This window comes from Streptomyces sp. NPDC015125 (assembly GCF_043080045.1).
In the GTDB taxonomy this organism is placed as follows: Bacteria; Actinomycetota; Actinomycetes; order Streptomycetales; family Streptomycetaceae; genus Streptomyces.
The window spans coordinates 194,990-216,039 of sequence record NZ_JBIBVF010000010.1; the positions used below are offsets into that span (position 1 = coordinate 194,990).

Consider the following 21,050-nt stretch of genomic DNA (forward strand, 5'->3'; position numbering starts at 1 on the left):
TGCATCCAACGACGGGCTGTCATATGCCGTACGGAAATTCCGCTGCCGCGTGCCGTGCGGCGGACCGGAAATTTCGCCGCCGTCCGGGATGGCGGCGCGCGCGATCTGGATACCGTGCAGGGGTGAAGGCGAACGAGAGTCTTGCCGACGCCCTCGGAGAAGCGGGCCTCACCCAGGCCGAGTTGGCCGATGCGGTGAACGACTACCTGCGGTCGCTCGGCCGGGCGGGCACCGTCAGCGACCGCACCGTGCGCCACTGGCTGACCGGAAAGACGCGGTGGCCGCACCCTCGGCAGCGGGAAGCCTTGGAAGCAGTATTCGGATGTACCGCCGAGGAGTTGGGCTTTGCGCCTCCGGCGGGCAGACGTGGCCCCCACAGGACGGAGGATCCCGTGCGTCGCAGGCACTTCCTCACCACCGCCGCCGGAACAACGGCCGCCGTCGTACCCCTGGTAGCCGCCCGGCCGTATGCCGTCGGCACCTCCGAGGTGATCCGCCTCCGCAGCGGCCTGGACGCCCTTACCGCCCTGGACGCCGCCAAAGGCGGGCACGAGGCCCTGGAGCGGGCCGCCTTGGCGGGTGCCGCCGAAGCGCTGGAGTTGCAGAAGCGGGCGGCGTCCCAGCGCATCCGGCAGCGGCTCTTCAGTGTGGCTGCGAACTACACGGCGTCGGCGGCTTGGTCGGCCGTGGATGATCGTCAGAGCGACCGTGCGCAAGCTCACCTCAACCGGGCGCTGTATCTGGCGGGTATGGGGAATGACCCGTTGGCGGAACTGCGCGTGTGGAACTCGCATGCCATGCTGGCGGTCCATCGCGGGGAATTCTCGCAGGCCGTGGACGCGGGCCGGGCTGCGCAGGCGACCGCCGTCACGCGCCGCGACCCGCTGTTCGCGTCCCTGGCCCACGCGCGCACGGCGATCGGGCACTCAAGCGTCGGGGATCGGCGGGGCGCCCTGCGGTCCCTGGGGTGCGCGGAAGAGGCGCTGGCAAACGCGTCCACGGACGAGCCCCGGCCGTCCTGGGTGGCCTTCTACGGTCCGGCCGAGTTGATGGCCATCACTTCCATTGTCCGGGATCACCTCGGGGACGCCGCAGTGGCCGAGGCGGCGTCACACCGTGCCCTGGCGGCCATCCCACAGCAGTTCCGCCGGAACCGCGCTCTGGCCTCGCTCCGGCTTGCTCTCGCGCAGCTTCACCAACGGGACGAGGAGCAGGCGTGCGCCACGGCGGAGCGGGTGTTCGTGCTGATGGATGGCGATCCCCTGCCGGGCCGGATGCGCTGCTACCTAGGGGACTTCTACCGCGACTTGACCACCCTCGCGCCGGACTCAAGCATCGCGCGCGAGTGGAAGGACCGCTACCGATCAGAATGGAGCCACACCTGATGACCTCCGCTTTGGAACTGCGCCACTACAGCCACGGCGACCTGCCGGAGATCCGGCAGACGCTGCTCGACGTGCACGCAGACGTGCACGCCGACCAGATGTCGGACGACGAGTTCCGGCAGAAGTTCCCCTGGTTCGTCGACCACTGGGGCGGACACCCCGAGTTCTCCTGTGTGATCGCGTACGACGGCGACGAGGCGGTGGGCTTCGCCTACGGTGCCCCCGGAACCGAGGGCCGCGAATGGTGGCGTGAGCATCTGGACCCGGCGCCGGAGAAGAGCCGCACGTTCCATTTCTCGGAACTGATGGTGCGCGAGCGGTGGCGGAAGACAGGCACGTCCGAGCGGCTGCATAGGGCGTTGATGGACGCCAGGGAGGCGGACCTCGCGGCGCTGCTGGTGGACGTGACGCACCCCAAGGTCCAGGCTCTGTACGAGTCCTGGGGGTACCAGAAGGTGGGCGAGCGCCAGCCCTTCCCCGACTCCCCGGTGTTTGCGTTGATGCTGGTGGGACTGCCGCTCCCGTGACCCGGGGGCGTCCGCGGAGAGTCGCCCGCCCACCTGCTTCCGTACTTCCGTCCCCCTCACTTCCGTCCCCCTCCCCGAGGAGTTGTGCCCCATGGCAGAAGAGTTCACGGTCGTGCCCGTCGCCCATGTGGTGGGTGGGCGCGTCGAGCCGACGGACGACTACTGGGGCGGCACCCGCTCCGTCATCCGTATCGACCCGGCGCAGTTCACCAAGGAGTCGGTCGTCGGTCTGGAGGCCTTCTCCCACCTAGAGGTCGTCTTCTGCTTCCATCTGACCGACCCCACCGATCTGCCCCCCGAAGCCCGGCACCCCCGCGGCAATCCCGACTGGCCGGCCGGCGGCTCCTTCGCCCACCGCAATATGCGCCGGGTGAACCGGCTGGGCGTCTCGCGGTGCCGCCTGGTCGCGGTCGACGGCCTGGATCTGCACGTGGAAGCGCTGGATGCCGTGGACGGCACACCGGTGCTGGACATCAAGCCGTGGTTCAGCGTGATGGGACCGCAGGGCGACGTGCGCGAGCCCGCCTGGCCCTCGGAGATGCTGGCCGACTACTACGCGGATCCCCGCGCGTAAAGGCCCGCCGTGTGGGTAAGGCACCCGCCCCGCGCGTAAGGCACCTGCCGAAAATGATCAAGGGCCTTGTTTCCGCCGAAGCGGGAACAAGGCCCTGACCTGGGCTCCAAGCCCTTACTGCACCGTCGGGACGACAGGATTTGAACCTGCGACCCCTTGACCCCCAGTCAAGTGCGCTACCAAGCTGCGCCACGTCCCGGTGCTCGTGCCGACCGGAGGACTCCCGGCCGGGGCGTGCAGAAGAAAAATACCCTGTCCGGGGCCATGAATCCAAAGCGGGGCCCGCAGGCGGCGCTTCCCGGCCTCCCGGCGAGGCTCCCGTGGTCGTGTTTCGATGGGGTATGGGTGAAAAATTCCCCGCGGATGCCCTCCGGGTGCGCCGGGTCTATGAGGCGCCGGAGCCGGCGGACGGGGCGCGGGTGCTGGTCGACCGGCTGTGGCCGCGCGGGCTGTCCAAGACGGACGCGCAGCTCACCGAGTGGTGCAAGGACGTGGCGCCCTCGTCCGAGCTGCGCCGCTGGTTTCATCACGAGGGACCGCGGTTCGCGGAGTTCGCCGAGCGGTATCGCCAGGAGCTGGCGCGGGAGGCGGTGCAGCCGGCGTTGGAGGGGCTGCGGGAGCGGGCCGCGCAGGGGCCGCTGACGCTGCTGACGGCGACGAAGGACGTGTCGGTGAGCCATGTGAACGTCCTGGTCGAGGTGCTTCAGAAGGGGCTCTGAGGTCCGCGCTGCGCCGGCGACCCGCCCGTTGACCTGCATGTTCATCTTCCCGTTGACGAAACATACGGTGGAGTGCATACTTATACCCATCAGCGTATGCACCGTAAGGAGAAACCCGTGACCGAGCGCGTCGTACTCGCCTACTCGGGCGGCCTGGACACCTCTGTCTGTATCGGCTGGATCGCCGAGGAGACGGGCGCCGAGGTCATCGCCGTTGCCGTGGACGTCGGCCAGGGCGGCGAGGACCTGGACGTCATCCGTAAGCGTGCGCTCGACTGCGGCGCGGTCGAGGCCGAGGTCGCGGACGCCAAGGACGAGTTCGCCGACGAGTACTGCCTCCCGGCGATCAAGGCCAATGCCCTGTACATGGACCGCTACCCGCTGGTCTCCGCGCTTTCGCGGCCGACCATCGTCAAGCACCTGGTGGCCGCCGCCAAGAAGCACGGTGCCACCACCGTCGCCCACGGCTGCACCGGCAAGGGCAACGACCAGGTCCGCTTCGAGGCCGGTATCTCCTCCCTCGCCCCCGACCTGAAGTGCATCGCCCCGGTCCGTGACTACGCGATGACCCGGGACAAGGCGATCGCGTTCTGCGAGGAGAAGAACCTCCCGATCGCGACCACCAAGAAGTCGCCGTACTCCATCGACCAGAACGTCTTCGGGCGGGCCGTGGAGACCGGCTTCCTGGAGGACATCTGGAACGCGCCGATCGAGGACGTGTACGAGTACACCGAGAACCCGGCCACCCAGCGGGAGGCCGACGAGGTCGTCATCTCCTTCAAGGAGGGCGTCCCGGTCGCCCTCGACGGCAAGCCCGTCACCGTCCTGCAGGCCATCCAGCAGCTCAACGAGCGGGCCGGCGCCCAGGGCATCGGCCGGATCGACATGGTCGAGGACCGGCTGGTCGGCATCAAGTCCCGCGAGGTGTACGAGGCGCCCGGCGCCATCGCGCTGATCACCGCGCACCAGGAGCTGGAGAACGTCACCGTCGAGCGCGAACTGGCCCGCTACAAGCGGCAGGTCGAGCAGCGCTGGGGCGAGCTGGTCTACGACGGCCTGTGGTTCTCGCCGCTCAAGCGCGCCCTGGAAGGCTTCATCAACGAGGCCAACCAGCAGGTCAGCGGCGACATCCGGATGACCCTGCACGGCGGCCGCGCGGTGGTCACCGGCCGGAAGTCCGACCAGTCGCTCTACGACTTCAACCTCGCGACGTACGACACCGGCGACACCTTCGACCAGTCGCTCTCGAAGGGCTTCATCGAGCTCTTCGGCATGTCGAGCAAGATCGCGGCCAAGCGCGACCTGGCCTGAGCCCGTCTCGTTACGTCCGTACGACGGCCCGCCTCCCCGCCCTCGCGGCGGGGGTACCCCCTGGTCCCCGGGACTCAGGGGGAGGTCGCGTATCCGAAGCAGCCTTGAGGAGCAGCAGTGAGCAGCAACAGCGGTGACGTCCGGCTCTGGGGCGGCCGTTTCGCCGATGGACCGGCCGAGGCGCTCGCCCAACTGTCGGCGTCCGTCCACTTCGACTGGCGGCTGGCCCCGTACGACATCGCCGGTTCCCGTGCGCACGCCCGGGTGCTCCACAAGGCCGGGCTGCTCACCGAGGACGAGCTGACCCGCATGCTCGCCGGCCTCGACCGGCTCGCCTCGGACGTCGCCGACGGCTCGTTCACCGGCACCATCGCCGACGAGGACGTGCACACCGCTCTGGAGCGCGGGCTGCTGGAGCAGCTCGGCCCGGACCTCGGCGGCAAGCTGCGGGCCGGCCGGTCGCGCAACGACCAGGTCGCCACGCTCTTCCGGATGTACCTGCGGGACCACGCCCGGATCGTCGGCGGGCTGATCGCCGACCTCCAGGAGGCGCTGGTCTCCCTCGCCGAGGCCCACCCGGACGTGGCGATGCCCGGCCGCACCCACCTCCAGCACGCCCAGCCGGTGCTCTTCGCCCACCATGTGCTGGCGCATGTGCAGTCGCTGTCCCGGGACGCGGAGCGGCTGCGGCAGTGGGACGACCGCACCGCCGTCTCCCCGTACGGCTCGGGTGCGCTGGCCGGCTCCTCGCTCGGCCTCGACCCGGAGGCGGTCGCCGCGGACCTCGGCTTCGAGCACGGCTCGGCAGGCAACTCCATCGACGGCACGGCCTCCCGTGACTTCGTCGCGGAGTTCGCCTTCATCACGGCGATGATCGGGGTGAACCTCTCCCGGATCGCCGAGGAAATCATCCTCTGGAACACGAAGGAGTTCTCCTTCGTCACGCTCCACGACGCCTTCTCGACCGGCTCGTCGATCATGCCGCAGAAGAAGAACCCGGACATCGCGGAACTGGCGCGGGGCAAGTCGGGGCGTCTCATCGGCAATCTGACCGGTCTGCTGGCGACGCTCAAGGCGCTGCCGCTCGCCTACAACCGCGACCTCCAGGAGGACAAGGAGCCGGTCTTCGACTCCTGTGACCAACTGGAGGTGCTGCTCCCGGCGTTCACCGGCATGATGGCCACGCTGACCGTCAACCGTGAGCGCATGGAAGAGCTGGCCCCGGCCGGCTTCTCGCTGGCCACCGACATCGCGGAGTGGCTGGTCAAGCAGGGCGTGCCGTTCCGGGTGGCGCACGAGGTCGCCGGTGAGTGCGTCAAGGAGTGCGAGGCGCACGGAATCGAGCTGGACCAGCTCACCGACGAGCAGTTCGCCAAGATCTCACCGCATCTGACCCCCGAGGTCCGCAGCGTCCTCAACGTCCCCGGCGCGCTCGCCTCGCGCAGCGGCCGGGGTGGCACCGCGCCCTCCGCGGTGGCGGTCCAGCTCGCCGAGGTGCGGGCCGATCTGGTGAAGCAGCAGGAGTGGGCGGTGGCCAAGAAGGCCACCGAGCTGCCCTAGGGGGAGACGCCCCTAGCCGCAGGAGTGTGTGACGGCGGCCCGCCCCCGGGAGAGACCGGGGGCGGGCCGCCGTCGTGCGTGTCGCGAGGGTCACGTGAGACATCAATGTCTCATTCAGCTATTGTGTGTCTCATGGCTGTGGATCGTGAACGGGTACTCAAGGAAGCCGCCGCGTTGCTCACGCGCCGGGCGTCGACACCGATGGACGAGATCGCCCGCGCCGCGGGCATCAGCCGCGCGACGCTGCACCGGCACTTTGCCGGACGGGACGCACTGATCAGGGCGCTGGAGGAGCACGGGATCGCGCAGTTCGCGCAGGCGATGGACGCGGCGCGGCTGGAGGAGGGGGACGCCGCCGAGGCGCTGCGCCGGCTGATCGCCGAGGCCGAACCGGTCGCCGCCGTCCTGGCCTTCCTCTTCACCGAGAACCAGCTCTTCGAGGACGGCGAGATCAACGCCGGCTGGGCGGAGCTGGACGCCCGTATCGCCGCCCTCTTCCGCCGCGGCCAGGAAGAGGGCGACTTTCGCATCGATCTGAGCGCCGCCTGGCTCACCGAGGCCCTCTACGGCCTGATCGGCGCCGGCGCCTGGGCCGTGTACGAAGGGCGCGTCGCCCGCAATGACCTCAACCACTCGATCGCCGAGCTGCTGCTCGGCGGCATCCGACGGAGCATGGAGAAATGACCGAGACCATAGCGTCAGAACCGGCCGGTTCGGCTCATGTGGACGACCAGCCGCGGCCGGGACGCTGGCTCGCGCTCGCCGTCCTCGTCCTCGCCGTCCTGCTGGTCGGCGTCGACGCCACGGTTCTCGGACTCGCCACCCCCTTCCTCAGCGAAGACCTCAAGCCGTCCGGGACACAGCTGCTGTGGATCGGTGACATCTACTCCTTCGTCATCGCCGGCCTGCTGGTCTCCATGGGCAGCCTCGGCGACCGCATCGGCCGGAAGAAGCTGCTGCTGATCGGCTCGGTCGGCTTCGGTGCCATGTCGGTGCTCGCCGCGTACGCCAGCACCCCGGAGATGATGATCGTCGCCCGTGCGCTGCAGGGCGTGGCCGGTGCCACGCTGATGCCGGCCACCCTGGCGCTCATCCGCAACCTCTTCCACGACCCCAAGGAACGCAGCCTGGCCATCGGCATCTGGGGCGCGATGGCCTCGGCCGGTATGGCGGTGGGGCCGGTCCTCGGTGGTTTTCTGCTCGGGCACTTCTGGTGGGGTTCGGTCTTCCTGATCAACCTGCCGGTGATGGCGCTGCTGGTGGCCGTCGGCGCCAGGGTCATCCCGGAGTCGCGTAATCCGGATCCCGGTCCGTGGGACATCCTCAGCGTCCTGCTGGCCCTGGTGGGCATCGTCGCCGTCGTCTACGCCATCAAGGAAGCGGCGGTCGAGGGCTACCGCTGGGACATCGCGCTGGCCGCCGTCATCGGCGTGCTCGCCCTGCTCGTGTTCGTCCGGCGGCAGCTCACCCTCCCTTCGCCGCTGCTGAACATGAAGCTCTTTCACCACCGCGGGTTCTCCGGGGCGGTGCTGGCCGACCTGCTGACCATCCTCGGACTGTCCGGCCTGGTCTTCTTCCTCTCCCAGTTCCTCCAGATGGTCCAGCTGCGCTCGCCGCTGAACGCCGGGCTCACCGAACTTCCGGCCGCGATCGGTGCGGTGGGCGCCGGTCTGGCCGCCGGCTGGGTCGCCCGTCGGCTGTCCGTACGGATCGTGGTGGCCGGCGGCCTCGCCGTGGTCGGGCTGGCGCTCGTCGGCTGCACCACCCTGCACGGCGACACCGGCACCGCCGCACTGTGCCTGATCCTCTTCGTCGTCGGCATCGGCGCCGGTTTCTCGTTCACCGTCACCGCCGATGTGATCCTCTCCAGCGTCCCCAAGGAGGAGGCGGGCGCCGCCTCCGCGGTCTCCGAGACGGCCTACGAACTGGGCGCCGCGCTCGGCATCGCGCTGCTGGGTTCCATCGTGACCGGTATCTACCGGGGCTTCGCCGCCCCGCCCGGGGTCCCGGCACCGGCCGCGGACGCCGCCCGCGAATCGCTCGGCGGCGCCTTCGAGGCGGCCCGCCATCTCCCCGCCGACCAGGCCGCGGCACTGGTGAAGGCCGCACAGCACTCGTTCGTCGCGGGGGTGGACGCCGCGGCCGCGGTGGGCGCGGCGGTCCTGCTGTCCGCCGCGGTGGCCGCCTGGTTCCTGCTCCGTGACCAGGAGCTGGCGAACAGCTAGGGGGTTTCTGCCCGGTCTGCCGGTCTGCCGGTCTGCCGGTCTCGTGGGCCCACGAGACCGGGCAGACACCGTCGGCCGATCCGCCGGACGGCGGGCACCCACCGCGCCTCAGGGCGTGTCCTGTGGATCACGGCGCCGTGCACCGGCCATGATCCACGGGACACGCCCTGGGGGCGACTGTCCCTCGCCCGTTCACGCCCGGTATGTGTGCTGGTGACCGGCCGTCCGGCGCGGCTTGTTTGACTCTCCCGTCGTCCCCCTACGGACGGCTCGCTCAGGAGAGTGACGCAGTGCGCGACATCGGACGACGCTCCTTCTTCACCGCAGCGGGGGCCCTGGCCACCGCGAGCGCCATCGGCAGCAACGCCTACGCCACCGGCCACGCCCGCGACGCGGCCACCGCCGACGAATACGTCGACGTCCAGCTCCTCAACATCACCGATCTGCACGGCTATCTGCAGGGCGCCCCGGGCGCCAACTCCCTCATCACCGGCGCCGGCGGAAAGACGTACACCGTGGGCGGCGTGGCCTATATGGCCGCCCACCTGGAGCGGCTGAGGGACGGCCGCAGCAACTCGCTCTTCTTCGCCCCCGGCGACCTCTTCTCCGGCTGGGAGTTCGACGCCTCCTCCTTCGCCGACGAGCCCACCATCGAGGCGCTCAACGCCATGGGTCTGGACTTCGCCTCGGCAGGCAACCACGAGTTCGACAAGTCGGCGGCCTTCCTGACCTCGCACATGGCGGAAGGCGACGACTTCCCGGTCGTCGGACGGGACGACGACTTCAAGGACTCCACCGGGCGCCGCTTCGAGGGCGCGCAGTTCCCCTACTACAGCGCCAACATGGTGTGGAACGCGACCGGAGAGTCCGTGCTGGCGCCCTACAACATCGAGTACGTGGACGCCGGCCGGGGCCGCCGGCTGGCGATCGGCTTCATCCATCTGACCGCCATCGGCACCGAGTCGTTCCCCGGCTCCTACCAGCCGGGGCTGCGCACCCTGGACGAGCTGGAGACCGCCAACCGCTGTGCCGCGGAGCTCAAGAAGCGCGGGGTCCATGCGATCGTGCTCAGCATGCACGACGGCGCGGTGGCCGGCAGCGACTTCTCCAGCGGCAAGAACCCCTCGGGCCCCGCCTACGAACTGGCGCTGCGTGTCTCGCCCGACATCGATGCCATCGTCACCGGCCACTGGCACCGGGCCTTCACCATGATGCTGCCCGACCCCAACGGCGACCCCCGCCCCTTCGTCGAGGCCGGCTGCTACGGGCAGATCATCAACGAGATCAATCTGCGCCTCGACCCGGACACCGGAGCGGTGATCCGGGACCTGACCACCTCCACCAACCACCCCAACACCCGCGATGTGACGCCGGATCCCGAGCTGCGCTCGATCGCCGGCTACTGGGCGGACTACGCCTCCCGGCGCGCCCGCACCAAGATCGGCACCCAGACCGCCTCCTTCACCCGGCGGCGCAACGCGCTGGGGGAGTCCACCATGGGCAACCTCGTCGCGGACTGGGCGCTGTGGGCGGGCCGGCAGCCGCACGGTCCGATGGACGACCCCGCCGACCACCCCAACACCCCCGCGGACCTCGCCGTGATCGCGGTCGCCCCGCGCGTCGGCCAGGCGGTGATCGCCGGCGATCTGATCCGCAACCAGGAGACCGACGGCACCGTCACCTTTGCGCAGGCCTGGAACTCCGTGGGCTTCGGCGACCCGATCCTGACCGTCACCGTCACCGGACGGCAGATCCATGACGCGCTGGAGGAACAGTGGGCGCCGACCGCCGGCGGCGGCCTCGGCTTCTCACCGCTGGCGGTCTCCGCAAACGTCCGCTACACCTTCGACGCCGCGGGGCCGGTCGGCCGGCGGATCGACCCCGACGACGTCTTCATCGACGGCACCGCACTCGACACCGGCCGCCGCTACCGCCTCGCCGCCCCCTCGTACACCCTCATCAACCAGGACGGCTTCAGCGCCTTCACCGGCTTCACCGCACCGGTCCGGCACACCCGCGACTACGAGAGCTTCATCTCCTTCGTCCGCACCAAGAAGCAGCTCACGCCCGCACCGTTGAACCGGGTGCGGGTCAAGAACGCGGGGGTGCCCGGCGCCCGCACCGGTACCGTCACCCAGCGCCAGCAACTGCTGCAGGCCGACGGCAGCGTGGTACCGCGGCCCGAGGCGGCGCTGCGTACGGCGCTGACCGGCGGCGCCGAGGGCCAGCGCGCCCCCGGCGGCTTCCGGGTCCCCTGCTGACCCGAGGCGGGAGCACCGCACGCACCACGGGCCCCGTCCGGGAAGCGGACGGGGCCCGGCGGACGGGGCGAGGCGGACGGGGCGAGGCGGGTCAGGCGGCCCTGGCCTTGGTGGCGTAGATGTCGACGTACTCCTGGCCGGACAGCTCCATCACGTCGCTCATCACCTCGTCGGTGACCGCCCGCAGCACATAGCGGTCGCGGTCCATGCCGTCGTAGCGGGAGAAGTCCAGCGGCTCACCGAAGCGGACCGTCACCGGGGCGATGTGCGGGCGGCCCTTGCCGCCGGGCTGCACCTTGTCGGTGCCGATCATCGCGAACGGGACGACGGGCGCGCCGGTCATCAGGGTGAGCCGGGCGATACCCGTACGGCCGCGGTAGAGACGGCCGTCGGGGGAGCGGGTGCCCTCGGGGTAGATACCGAAGACGCTGCCCTCCTCCAGGATCCGGCGGCCGGTCATCAGCGCCGCGACCCCGCCGTGCCCGCCGTCGCGGTCCACCGGGATCATGCCGGAGCTGGTGAAGAACCAGGCCATCAGCCGGCCCTTGAAGCCCTTGCCGGTGACGTACTCGTCCTTGCCGATGAAGTACACCGGGCGCTTGACCACCAGGCTCAGGAACAGCGAGTCGATGAAGGTGACGTGATTGCCGGCCAGGATCACCGGCCCGGTCGCCGGAATGCGCTCCATGCCCTCGACCTTCGGGCGGTACAGGACACGCATGACGAATCCGAGAATCGCCTTCAGCACAATGCGGGACAACGGGCCCTCCGGGTCGCGACTGGTCAACGTCAAGCGGGCGCAGATCTCTGCAGCCCAGGACAATACTCGCGGGTCACTCCGGCTCGCACATCGGGTTCACGAGGTCGATACGCACAGTTGACCCACAGTTGACGTGTGTTACCTCCATGTTCCCCCCTATGTTGGTGGCCGTCTCCCCGGCGTGACCCGTCCGTGCTTACGATCAGCCCGGTTCCGTGGGTCGGTGTGCAACACGCCTCACCGCACGCCGGAAAACACCCGGAAGCACCTGGAACACACGAAAACACCTCGGACAAGGAGCGTGCGCATGCACAAGTGGCAGCAGCCGGGACGACGGACGGTGCTGGGGGCCGCGGCCCTCGGCGCGGGAGCGGCGGTATTCGGCGGAGCCGGCCAGGCGAGCGCCCGTGCCCGCGAGGGCGCGCCCCAGGAGCTGCCGGTGCCGCTGATCGTCGGCCACCGCGGCGCCAGCGGCTACCGCCCCGAGCACACCTTCGGCTCCTACCAACTCGCTCTCGACATGGGCGCGGACGTCATCGAGCAGGACCTCGTCCCCACCAAGGACGGGCATCTGGTCTGCCGTCACGAGAACGACATCACCGCCACCACCGATGTCTCCGCGCACCCCGAGTTCGCGGACCGCAAGACCACCAAGACCGTCGACGGGCAAAAGCTGACCGGCTGGTTCACCGAGGACTTCACGCTCGCGGAGCTCAAGACCCTGCGCGCCAAGGAGCGCATACCGGGCACCCGCCAGCACAACACCCTCTACGACGGTGTGTGGGAGGTGCCGACCTTCGAGGAGGTCCTGCAGTGGGCCGAGCGCGAGGGCCGCAAGCGCGGCCGCCGCGTCTGGCTGCACATCGAGACCAAGCACCCCACCTACTTCCGCAAGCTCGGCCTCGGCCTGGAGGAACGGCTGGCCAAGGCCCTGCGCGCGCACGGCCGGCACAAGAAGAACTCCCCGAACTTCCTGCAGTCCTTCGAGCCCAGCAGCCTCCAGCGCCTGGACAAGCTGGTCGGCTGCCCCAAGATCGTCCTTCTGGACACGCCCGACACCCGGCCCTGGGACTTCACCGAGGCAGGGGACCCGCGCAAGGTCGCCGATCTGATCAAGCCCGAGGGTCTGAAGTGGCTCGCCGGGTTCGCCCAGGGCATCGGCCCGGACCTGACCGTGATCATCCCGCGGGACAAGGACGGCAAGCTCGGCAAGCCCACCTCCGTCGTCAAGGACGCACACGCCGCCGGGCTGGTGCTGCACCCGTACACGGTCCGCAACGAGAACACGTTCCTGCCGGTGAACTTCCGCCGCGGCTCCGACCCGAACGCGTACGGTGACTCCCTGGCCTACTTCAAGGCACTTCTGGGCACCGGTATCGACGGCCTGTTCTCCGACAACTGTGACACCGCGCTGCTGGCGGCCGCGGAGTTCCGCAAGCGCTGACCCGCAGCGGCCTTGAGCGGCCCGTGCGGTTGACCGCCGCGTGGCGGAGTCCGGACCGGCACCCTCCCCTGCCCTCTCATCTGAGTTGGGAATGTCACAGGAGAGCTCGGTGCCGGTCCGTTCCGTCTGCCCCATATGCCTGCGCAGAATGCTCGCGGTGGAGATTGCCGCTGCCACCTACCGGGGAACCCGGAAGAAGCAGTGTCAGCCACGCCATGGCGGCGACGGGTACCCCACGGCGCCGTCTGTCAGGGCACATCGTTCCGGGCGCACCCCTCTCACCCTCGGCGCCCGGACCAACGAACCGAATAGGGGAGGCATACGCGCATGGGCACGAGCGTGACCATCTCTGCGGCGACCGACCAGGACGCCGAGCAGGTCCTCAAACTCCAATACCTCTGCTACCAGCAGGAAGCCGCGCTGTACGACGACTACGGCATCGAGCCGCTGACTCAGACGCTGCAGGCGCTGCGCGCCGAACTGGGCGAGGGCTGCGTCATGGTGGCCAGGCTCGGCGAGGAGGTGGTCGGGTCCGTACGCGGCACGGTCGACGAGGACGGCACCGCGCGGATAGCCAAGCTCATCGTGCACCCGCGGATGCAGCGGCACGGCCTGGGAGGACGGCTGCTCGACGCCGTCGAGGAGCGGCTGGCGGCCGAGCGGTCGGCCACGCGCTACCGCCTGTTCACCGGCCACCGCAGCGAGGGCAATCTGCGGCTGTACCGCAGCCGCGGCTATGCGCCCGTGGGCACCGAGCAGCTCACTCCCCGGCTGAGCGTGGTGACGCTGGAGAAGGAGCTCCGCGCGGAGGCCGCCGCGGTGGGCACGCCCTCCGGACCGAGCCAGGGAGAGTTCGCTGCCCAGGCGTGAAGCCGCGCCAGGCGTGAAGCCGCTCCAGGCGTGAAGCCGCTCCAGGCATGAGAAGGGGAGTACGGGCCCGGCCGCGTGGCGGGCCCGTACTCCCCTTCCCTCGTCAGCTAGGCGGCGGACTGCTCCGTACGGGCCCGGCGCAGCCACAGCAGGCCGGTGACGGGCAGGATGACCGGAATGAAGAGATAGCCCATGCCGTAGTCCGACCAGACCGTGGCGTCGGGGAAAGCGGACCGGTCGAGCAGCGTCCAGGTGCCGATGCCGAGCACCCCGAGCAGCTCCAGCGCACAGCAGGCGATCGCGGCGCGGCGGGCGCCCTCACCACCGCGCACCAGTGAGAAGGTGATGAACCCGTAGACGACCGCGGAGAGCGCCGAGAGGCTGTACGCCAGCGGAGCCCGGTCGAACTGGGCGATCAGCTGGTAGAGCGAGCGGGATGCCGCCGCGACGGTGAAGACGCCGTAGAGCGTGACCAGCAGGCGCCCGGGGCCGGTGCCCAGGGAACGCCTCGCCGGGGCGGTGGCCGTGGTGCCGTCCGCCGCCGTGGTTGCCGTGGTCTCAGGCACTGCCGCCTCCCCAGATGTCGAACAGCCGCACTTCCAGTACCGCCAGCACCACGGCGCCCGCTGCGGCGGTGGCCGAACCCCAGCGGGTGCGCTCCGAGAGCGACATGAAGCCGGTCGCGGGGACACAGGCGGCCGCCCCGAGCAGATACGAGACAAAGAGCGCGGTGCCCTTGTCCGGTGAGGATCCGCGCGCCAACTGCACGAAGGCGATGACCAGTTGGACCAGGCCGAGCACCGACACCAGGGCCATGCCGATGAAGTGCCAGTCCTTGGTGGGCTGGTCGCGGAACGCGGCGAAGCCGCACCAGGCGGCGAGGGCGAGAGCGGTCACCGCGACCGTGATCGTCAGCGCGTCGATCACCGGGACCTCCGGGCCACGTGGCTGCGCGCCGTGGAGTTGTGGGGCATGGGGCGATGCTAATCGGCGGCGGACGGGCGGCCGCGTCCGGCCCCGCCGTGGCACGTAGGCTCGTGAAGCATGAAGATCACCGCTGATGCGCTCCTTTTCGACAACGACGGCACCCTGATCTCCTCCCTGGAGTCCGTCTATCGCTGCTGGACCCGGTGGGCGAAGGAGTACGGCATCACCGAGCAGGACTTCGCCCGGGTCCAGCTGCACGGGCGCCCGGCGGCGGAGATCGTCGCCGATCTGCTGCCCGCGGACCGGGTTCCCGAGGCGGTGGCCCGGATCGAGCACCTGGAGGTCGAGGACGTCGCCGGGGGAGTCGTGGCACTGCCCGGCACGCTCGCCCTGCTGGAGAGCCTGCCCACCGAGCGGTGGGCCGTGGTGACCTCCGCCACCCGCCGGCTGGCCGAGGCCCGTCTCGGCGAGGCCGGGATCCGTACCAAGATGCTGATAGCCGCCGATGACATCAACAGGGGTAAGCCGGACCCGGAGCCCTTCCTGCTCGCCGCCGAGCGGCTGGGGGTGGACCCGGCCCGCTGTGTGGTCTTCGAGGACGCACCGGCGGGACTCGCGGCGGGCCGCGCGGCCGGGATGGTGACCGTGGCGTTGACCACAACCCACCGGGCGGAAGAGCTGTCGGCGGACGCCGTCGTCAGCACGCTCGCGGAGGTATCCGCGCAGGCCGTGGACGGATCGGTGGAGATCACCCTCGCGCCATGAGGCGCTGTCCACGGGTTGGTCAGGCATGTCCGCCATCCGGACTGGCTTGATCGGGCCGTCCCGCTGTCTGGTTTACTTGCCGCCATGACCACGACGAGCAACCGCACCCCTGCGACCGAGGCGTACCTGACGCCCGGTGCTCGTTGCATGTGTCGAATGTGTGACCGCTGAGGGCCCCCGCCTGAGCCTCGCGCCCCGAAGCGAGACCCGCCCCGCGCTCCCGTGGAGCAAGGGGGACCCCACCGTGCCGCGCATCGCCCCCCGACGACGCCGGCCGGCTCGCGTCACCGGAACCCGGAGCCGGGCCCCGCGCCCGCCGCCGCTCCCCGTTCCCCTCTGCCGCACTCGCAAGAATGCCCCGTGCCCGGCGGGCGAGCCGCCGAGCACTCGACAGTGACGGAATTCCCTAGTGATCACCACAACGGGCCTGACCAAGGTCTACCGTTCAGGAGACCGCGAAGTCACCGCCCTGGACGGCGTCGATCTGCACGTCCGCGAGGGCGAGGTGTACGGCGTCATCGGCCAGAGCGGCGCCGGAAAATCCACCCTCATCCGCTGCCTCAACCTCCTGGAGCGCCCCACCTCCGGCACGGTCACCGTCGCCGGCCAGGAGCTGACGTCCATCGCCGGGCGCGGCAAGCGCGCAAGCGCCCAGCTCCGGGCCGCCCGCAGCCACATCGGCATGGTCTTCCAGCACTTCAACCTGCTCTCCTCGCGCACCGTGCAGGACAACGTCGAACTGCCGCTAGAGATCCTCAAGGTCGACCGCAGGGAGCGCTCGCGCAAGGCGCTGGAGCTGCTGGACCTGGTCGGCCTCGCCGACAAGGCCAAGGCCTACCCCGCCCAGCTCTCCGGCGGCCAGAAGCAGCGCGTGGGCATCGCCCGCGCGCTGGCCGGCGACCCCAAGGTGCTGCTCTCCGACGAGGCCACCAGCGCCCTGGACCCGGAGACCACCCGCTCCATCCTCCAGCTGCTGCGCGACCTCAACCGCAAGCTGGGCCTGACCATCGTGCTCATCACGCACGAGATGGACGTCGTCAAGACGATCTGCGATTCGGCCGCGCTGATGAAGAACGGCCGGGTGGTCGAGCAGGGCACCGTCGCCGAGCTGCTGGCCACCCCCGGCTCCGAGCTGGCCCGGGAACTGTTCCCGGTCGGCGGCGAGCCGTCGGCCGACGACCGCACCGTCGTCGACGTCACCTTCCACGGCTCGGCCGCCACCCGCCCGGTGATCTCCGAGCTGTCGCGCACCTACAACGTCGACATCTCGATCCTCGGCGCCGCCATGGACACGGTCGGCGGCAAGCAGGTCGGCCGGATGCGCATCGAGCTGCCCGGCCGCTTCGAGGAGAACGTCGTGCCCATCGGCTTCCTGCGCGAGCAGGGGCTCCAGGTGGACGTGGCGGACGTCGACGGCAGCGCCGCGGCGCCCGCCGCCGACGCCGACGACCGGCCCAAGACCCCGGCGCCCGCCGCCACGCTGCAGAAGGAAGGTGCCAAGTGACCTGGGACGAGATGCAGCCGCTGCTGTACGACAACACCCTCGACACCCTGTTCATGGTGTGGTGGTCGACGTTCTACGCGGTGCTCATCGGCATCCCGGTCGGTGTGCTGCTGCACCTGACCCAGCGGGGTGCCATCCTGCAGAACGTCGTGGTCAACAAGGTGCTCGGCGTGATCGCGAACATCGGGCGGTCCTTCCCGTTCCTGATCCTGATCGTGGTGCTGATCCCCTTCACCCGCCTCCTCGTCGGCGTCTCGATCGGCCCGACCGGCGCGGTGGTCCCGCTGGCCCTCGCCGCCATCCCGTTCTTCGCCCGGCTGGTGGAGGCCGCGCTGCGCGAGGTCGACGGCGGCCTGGTCGAGGCCGCCCACGCCATGGGCGGCGGCACCTGGACCATCATCTTCAAGGTGCTCCTCCCGCAGGCGCTGCCCGCGCTGATCGCGGGCGTCACCACGCTCGTCATCCAGCTGATCGGCTACTCCGCGATCGCCGGTGCGGTCGGCGGCGGCGGCCTGGGCAACCTCGCCTATACCTATGGCTACCAGCAGTACGAGACCTCACTGATGATCGCCACCGTGGTCGAGCTGATCCTCCTGGTCTCCCTCGTCCAGCTGCTCGGTGACCTCGTCGTCCGCCGGCTCGCCGAGCGCGGCACCCGTACCTCCTCCCTGCGGGTCGGCCTGCGCCGCACCCGCGCCGAGGAACCGGCCGCCGTCACCGAGGCCGCCTGATACCGGAGCCACCGCTCCACCCCGCAGCCCGGACCCTTTGCCGGGCGGACATCACGCGTGAACGTGCGCGTGGGAACAAGAAAGAGGCACTCTTCGTGCGCAACACCGTCAAGATCTCCGTCGCCATAGCCGCCGCCTCCGCCGTCGCCCTCGGCGCGAGCGCCTGCAGCGCCCCCTCCGACACCACCGCCAGCACCGGCAAGGGCGACAAGAACGCCCCCCTCGTCGTTGCCGCGAGCCCCACCCCGCACGGCGCCATCCTCGACTTCGTCAAGAACGAGCTGGCGGCGAAGGCGGGCCTCAAGCTGGTCGTCAAGCCGTTCAACGACTACAAGATCCCCAACAAGGTCACCGACGACGGCCAGGTCGACGCCAACTTCTTCCAGCACAAGCCGTTCCTCGACACCTTCAACAAGGAGAACGGCACGCACATCGTGCCCGTCCAGAACGTGCTCATCGAGCCGCTCGGGGTCTACTCCAAGAAGATCGACAAGCTGTCCCAGCTCAAGTCCGGCAGCACCGTCTCGGTCCCCAACGACCCCTCCAACGAGGGCCGGGCGCTCAAGCTGCTCGCCGACAACGGGGTGATCACCCTCAAGCCCGGTGTCGGCTCCGACGCCAAGCTGACCGACGTCAAGGACGACAAGGGCATCAAGATCACCGAGCTGGAGGCCGCCCAGACCGCGCCGCGCATCGACGACGTCGACGCCGCGATCATCAACGGCAACTTCGCCATCGGCGCCCACCTCAAGCCCTCCACCGACGCGCTCGCCCTGGAGAAGGCGAAGGACAACCCCTACGCCAACTTCCTCGCCGTCAAGAAGGGCAACGAGAACGACCCGCGGATCAAGAAGCTGGCCAAGCTCCTGAACTCCTCCGAGGTCAAGAAGTTCATCGAGGACAAGTACACGGACGGCTCGGTCATCCCGGCCTTCGGCCCCGCCAAGAGCTGATGCCGCCGCTCCTGTCCTGAGGTTTTCCCCGCCGCCCACCCCTCTTCGGGGGGTGGGCGGGTGTGGACGTGGGGTCGCCCGTACGCAGGTCACCGGAGGGTGGCCGTCCGTACGCGCGGCCACCGGGCCCCGGATCCGCGCAGCACGCGGCCGGGGCCCACGCGCGTGGCACACCCGCGGGCCGATGCTGCATGCTGGTGCATTCAAGACGGTCAAGACGGCCCGTGACCTCGCGGTCTCACAGCCCGCGACGTTCCGGAACACCACAGTCAACGGCGTGGGAGCAGCGGCATGACATCCACCTTTCCGGACATCTCCATCAGCACGGACCGGTTGGTGCTGCGCCCCTTCGAGGAGGCCGACGTGCCGTCCCTCACCGCCATGATGAACGACGAGCTGGTCGCCGCCTGGACCGCGATACCCCAGCCGTACACCGAGGACGCCGCGCGCACCTGGACCACCGGGAACGCCCCCGCCGAACGGGTCTCGGGCCACGGCATCGACTTCGCGGTCACCGAGTTCCTCACCCAGCGCCTGGTCGGCGTGATCCAACTGCGCCACACCGACTGGCGGATCCGCTCCAGCGAGATCAGCTACGTCGTCGCCTCCTGGGCCCGCGGTGAGGGGTATGCCTCCGAGGCTTCGCTCGCCGTCGCCCACTGGCTCTTCCACGACCAGAAATTCGAACGCATCGAGTTGCGCACCGCAGCCGGCAACACCGCCTCCCAGCAGGTCGCCCAGAAGATCGGCTGCATCAGCGAGGGCGTGCTGCGCAACGCCTGCATCGTCCGCAGCCGCACCGAGGACGGCGGCTGGACGGACATCCGCACCGATCTGATCGTGTGGAGCCTGCTGCCCGAGGACCTCGACGGGCTCCCGGGCCGGCCGGCGGATGCGAACGCATTTTCCTACCCCGAGTGGAACTGACCCACGCCCGCACTCCGGCCCGTACCTCTCGGGGTACCCTCGGCCTGCCGCGCACCTGCGCGACCCGCGCGGACCAGCGCACCAGCGGCACCTCACCGGTCTGCGGCCGCCCGCAGCCGGCCCGCCTGCCGACCCCGCGCGTAACCACAGCAGCCCCAGGAGACTGACGAGCATGGCCGACCGGGTCACGGTGATCGGATGGGACGGCTCCGCGCTGACCGCCGCCGCCCGCTCCGCCCTCGGCGCCGCCACGCTGGTGGCCGGCGCCGCCCACCACCTCGCACTGCCCGAAGTCCCGCCGAACGCCGAGCGGATCCGGCTCGGCAGCGTGACCCTGGCCGCCCGCCGCATCGCCCAGCACCGCGGCACCGCCGTCGTGCTCGCCGACGGCGACCCCGGGTTCTTCGGCGTCGTCCGCACCCTGCGGGCACCCGAGCACGGCCTGGAAGTCGAAGTGGTACCGGCCGTCTCCTCCGTCGCCGCCGCCTTCGCCCGGGCCGGTATGCCCTGGGACGACGCCCAGGTCGTCGTCGCCCACAGCCGCGATCTGCGCCGCGCGGTGAACGTCTGCCGCGCCCACACCAAGGTCGCGGTGCTCACCTCGCCCGGCGCCGGGCCCGCCGAACTCGCCCTGCTGCTCGGCGGCGTCCACCGCACCTTCGTCATCTGCGAGGATCTGGGCACCGACCGGGAGCGGGTGACGGTACTCACATCGGACAAGGTCGCCGACCATGTCTGGCGTGACCCCAATGTCGTCATTGTCGTCGGGGGTTCGCCCGGCGGCGCCGCGGCCCAGGGGACCGGCTGGATCGCCGGCCGCGAGGTCGGCCATCCGACGGGCGCGCGCGGCTGGGGGCTTCCGGCCGGTGCCTACGGCGGTGCCCTGGGCGAGGGTGAGTCCGTCCAGCTGCGTACCGCACAACTCGCCCGCCTGGGGCCGCAGGTGGGCGACCTCGTCTGGGACATCGGAGCGGGCAGCGGAGCCGCCGCGGTGGAGGCCGGGCGCTTCGGCGCCGCCGTCATCGCGGTGGACGCCGACCCCGACGCCTGCGGCCGCACCGCCGCCCTCGCCCGCCGCCACGGCGTCCAGCTCCAGGTCGTGCACGGACGGGCGCCACAGGCCCTGGAGGACCTGCCCGAGCCCGATGTCATCCGGGTCGGCGGCGGGGGAGCGGAGGTCGTCACCGCCTGCGCGGCCCGCCGTCCCGAACGGATCGTCACCCACGCCGCCACCCGTGACGAGGCCGAAGCGCTGGGCCGCGCGCTGGCCGACGGCGGCTATGAAGTCGAGTGCGCGCTGCTGCAGTCCGTGGACCTGGACACCTCCGTCTGGGTCGAACGCGAGCGGTCCGTGGTGTTTTTGCTCAGCGGCTATCGCGTTCCTCACCCATGACCAGCACGGCAACCCGCGCGAGGTAGGCTGGCGGATCGTTGCGCCGCCGTTCCGCATTCAGCTTCGTACACCAATATCCGGAAAATGCCGTGGTTTTGGCCGAATATGAAGCTCTGGAGAGCGGACGTGCCGCGAGGCGTGCTCGCTCGTTCTAGCTATCGGGCGTCGGCGCGCCCCGGTCGAGCGCGTCGCACGAGCGGTTGGAAGGAGCACT

General features: G+C 70.2%; 20 protein-coding genes and 1 tRNA gene. 17 read left to right on the forward strand and 4 right to left on the reverse strand.

Annotation, left to right across the window (positions count from 1 at the left end):
• The first annotated feature begins 122 nt into the window (after nt 1-122).
• From ACF088_RS22465 to ACF088_RS22475, 3 genes are all read left to right on the forward strand, one after another.
• Nucleotides 123-1,385 (forward strand): helix-turn-helix transcriptional regulator, encoded by a 1,263-nt coding sequence (locus tag ACF088_RS22465; protein ID WP_392377548.1) that lies wholly within the window; start codon nt 123-125, stop codon nt 1,383-1,385.
• The gene (locus ACF088_RS22470) at nt 1,385-1,912 is read left to right on the forward strand and encodes a GNAT family N-acetyltransferase (RefSeq protein WP_392377549.1); all 528 of its coding nucleotides are present in this window, start codon (nt 1,385-1,387) and stop codon (nt 1,910-1,912) included. Before ACF088_RS22465 ends, ACF088_RS22470 begins: the two co-directional genes overlap by 1 nt.
• A 91-nt stretch (nt 1,913-2,003) precedes the next feature.
• Nucleotides 2,004-2,486 (forward strand): SAM-dependent methyltransferase, encoded by a 483-nt coding sequence (locus tag ACF088_RS22475; protein ID WP_392377550.1) that lies wholly within the window; start codon nt 2,004-2,006, stop codon nt 2,484-2,486.
• A 125-nt stretch (nt 2,487-2,611) separates the two neighbouring features.
• Here ACF088_RS22475 and ACF088_RS22480 read toward each other — a convergent pair.
• A tRNA-Pro gene (locus ACF088_RS22480) sits at nt 2,612-2,685 on the reverse strand.
• A gap of 142 nt (nt 2,686-2,827) precedes the next feature.
• Here ACF088_RS22480 and ACF088_RS22485 point away from each other — a divergent pair.
• From ACF088_RS22485 to ACF088_RS22510, 6 genes are all read left to right on the forward strand, one after another.
• Complete coding sequence (locus tag ACF088_RS22485) at nt 2,828-3,205, forward strand: DUF488 domain-containing protein (protein WP_392377551.1); 378 nt, start codon at nt 2,828-2,830, stop codon at nt 3,203-3,205.
• A 117-nt stretch (nt 3,206-3,322) separates the two neighbouring features.
• Entirely contained in the window at nt 3,323-4,516 is a 1,194-nt protein-coding gene (locus ACF088_RS22490; RefSeq protein WP_392377552.1) for an argininosuccinate synthase, read from the forward strand.
• A gap of 117 nt (nt 4,517-4,633) precedes the next feature.
• Nucleotides 4,634-6,076 (forward strand): argininosuccinate lyase, encoded by a 1,443-nt coding sequence (gene argH / locus ACF088_RS22495; protein WP_392377553.1) that lies wholly within the window; start codon nt 4,634-4,636, stop codon nt 6,074-6,076.
• A 132-nt stretch (nt 6,077-6,208) separates the two neighbouring features.
• Complete coding sequence (locus tag ACF088_RS22500) at nt 6,209-6,760, forward strand: TetR/AcrR family transcriptional regulator (RefSeq protein WP_392377554.1); 552 nt, start codon at nt 6,209-6,211, stop codon at nt 6,758-6,760.
• Nucleotides 6,757-8,301: an MFS transporter gene (locus ACF088_RS22505; RefSeq protein WP_392377555.1), complete on the forward strand. Its 1,545-nt coding sequence runs from the start codon at nt 6,757-6,759 to the stop codon at nt 8,299-8,301. The genes ACF088_RS22500 and ACF088_RS22505 overlap by 4 nt, the downstream gene beginning before the upstream one ends.
• Before the next feature lie 290 nt (nt 8,302-8,591).
• Complete coding sequence (locus ACF088_RS22510; RefSeq protein WP_392377556.1) at nt 8,592-10,562, forward strand: bifunctional metallophosphatase/5'-nucleotidase; 1,971 nt, start codon at nt 8,592-8,594, stop codon at nt 10,560-10,562.
• Nucleotides 10,563-10,653: 91 nt separating this feature from the next.
• Here the strand turns inward: ACF088_RS22510 and ACF088_RS22515 are convergent, their stop codons facing one another.
• Entirely contained in the window at nt 10,654-11,322 is a 669-nt protein-coding gene (locus ACF088_RS22515; RefSeq protein ID WP_392377557.1) for a lysophospholipid acyltransferase family protein, read from the reverse strand.
• Nucleotides 11,323-11,629: 307 nt separating this feature from the next.
• On the opposite strand from ACF088_RS22515, the gene ACF088_RS22520 reads away from it, so the two are divergent.
• Complete coding sequence (locus ACF088_RS22520) at nt 11,630-12,766, forward strand: glycerophosphodiester phosphodiesterase (protein WP_392377558.1); 1,137 nt, start codon at nt 11,630-11,632, stop codon at nt 12,764-12,766.
• A gap of 327 nt (nt 12,767-13,093) precedes the next feature.
• Nucleotides 13,094-13,636, forward strand: coding sequence for a GNAT family N-acetyltransferase (locus tag ACF088_RS22525; RefSeq protein WP_392377559.1), 543 nt, complete (start codon nt 13,094-13,096; stop codon nt 13,634-13,636).
• Between the two features lie 107 nt (nt 13,637-13,743).
• Here ACF088_RS22525 and ACF088_RS22530 read toward each other — a convergent pair whose 3' ends face one another.
• The gene (locus ACF088_RS22530; protein ID WP_392377560.1) at nt 13,744-14,202 is read right to left on the reverse strand and encodes a hypothetical protein; all 459 of its coding nucleotides are present in this window, start codon (nt 14,200-14,202) and stop codon (nt 13,744-13,746) included.
• Entirely contained in the window at nt 14,195-14,563 is a 369-nt protein-coding gene (locus tag ACF088_RS22535) for a hypothetical protein (RefSeq protein WP_392377561.1), read from the reverse strand. The genes ACF088_RS22530 and ACF088_RS22535 overlap by 8 nt, the downstream gene beginning before the upstream one ends.
• A gap of 117 nt (nt 14,564-14,680) precedes the next feature.
• Between ACF088_RS22535 and ACF088_RS22540 the strand changes: the two genes are divergently transcribed.
• The 6 genes from ACF088_RS22540 (at nt 14,681) to cbiE (ending at nt 20,836) form a co-directional block, all read left to right on the forward strand.
• On the forward strand, nt 14,681-15,328 hold the full coding sequence (locus tag ACF088_RS22540) for an HAD-IA family hydrolase (protein ID WP_392377562.1): 648 nt from the start codon (nt 14,681-14,683) through the stop codon (nt 15,326-15,328).
• Nucleotides 15,329-15,737: 409 nt separating this feature from the next.
• Nucleotides 15,738-16,832, forward strand: coding sequence for a methionine ABC transporter ATP-binding protein (locus ACF088_RS22545; protein ID WP_392377563.1), 1,095 nt, complete (start codon nt 15,738-15,740; stop codon nt 16,830-16,832).
• Complete coding sequence (locus tag ACF088_RS22550) at nt 16,829-17,563, forward strand: methionine ABC transporter permease (RefSeq protein ID WP_392377564.1); 735 nt, start codon at nt 16,829-16,831, stop codon at nt 17,561-17,563. Before ACF088_RS22545 ends, ACF088_RS22550 begins: the two co-directional genes overlap by 4 nt.
• A gap of 95 nt (nt 17,564-17,658) precedes the next feature.
• On the forward strand, nt 17,659-18,516 hold the full coding sequence (locus tag ACF088_RS22555; RefSeq protein WP_392377565.1) for a MetQ/NlpA family ABC transporter substrate-binding protein: 858 nt from the start codon (nt 17,659-17,661) through the stop codon (nt 18,514-18,516).
• Nucleotides 18,517-18,807: 291 nt separating this feature from the next.
• A complete protein-coding gene (locus ACF088_RS22560) occupies nt 18,808-19,443 on the forward strand; it encodes a GNAT family N-acetyltransferase (protein ID WP_392377566.1) in 636 nt (211 codons plus the stop codon).
• 172 nt (nt 19,444-19,615) lie between these two features.
• The gene (cbiE, locus tag ACF088_RS22565) at nt 19,616-20,836 is read left to right on the forward strand and encodes a precorrin-6y C5,15-methyltransferase (decarboxylating) subunit CbiE (protein WP_392377567.1); all 1,221 of its coding nucleotides are present in this window, start codon (nt 19,616-19,618) and stop codon (nt 20,834-20,836) included.
• Nucleotides 20,837-21,050 lie beyond the last annotated feature (214 nt).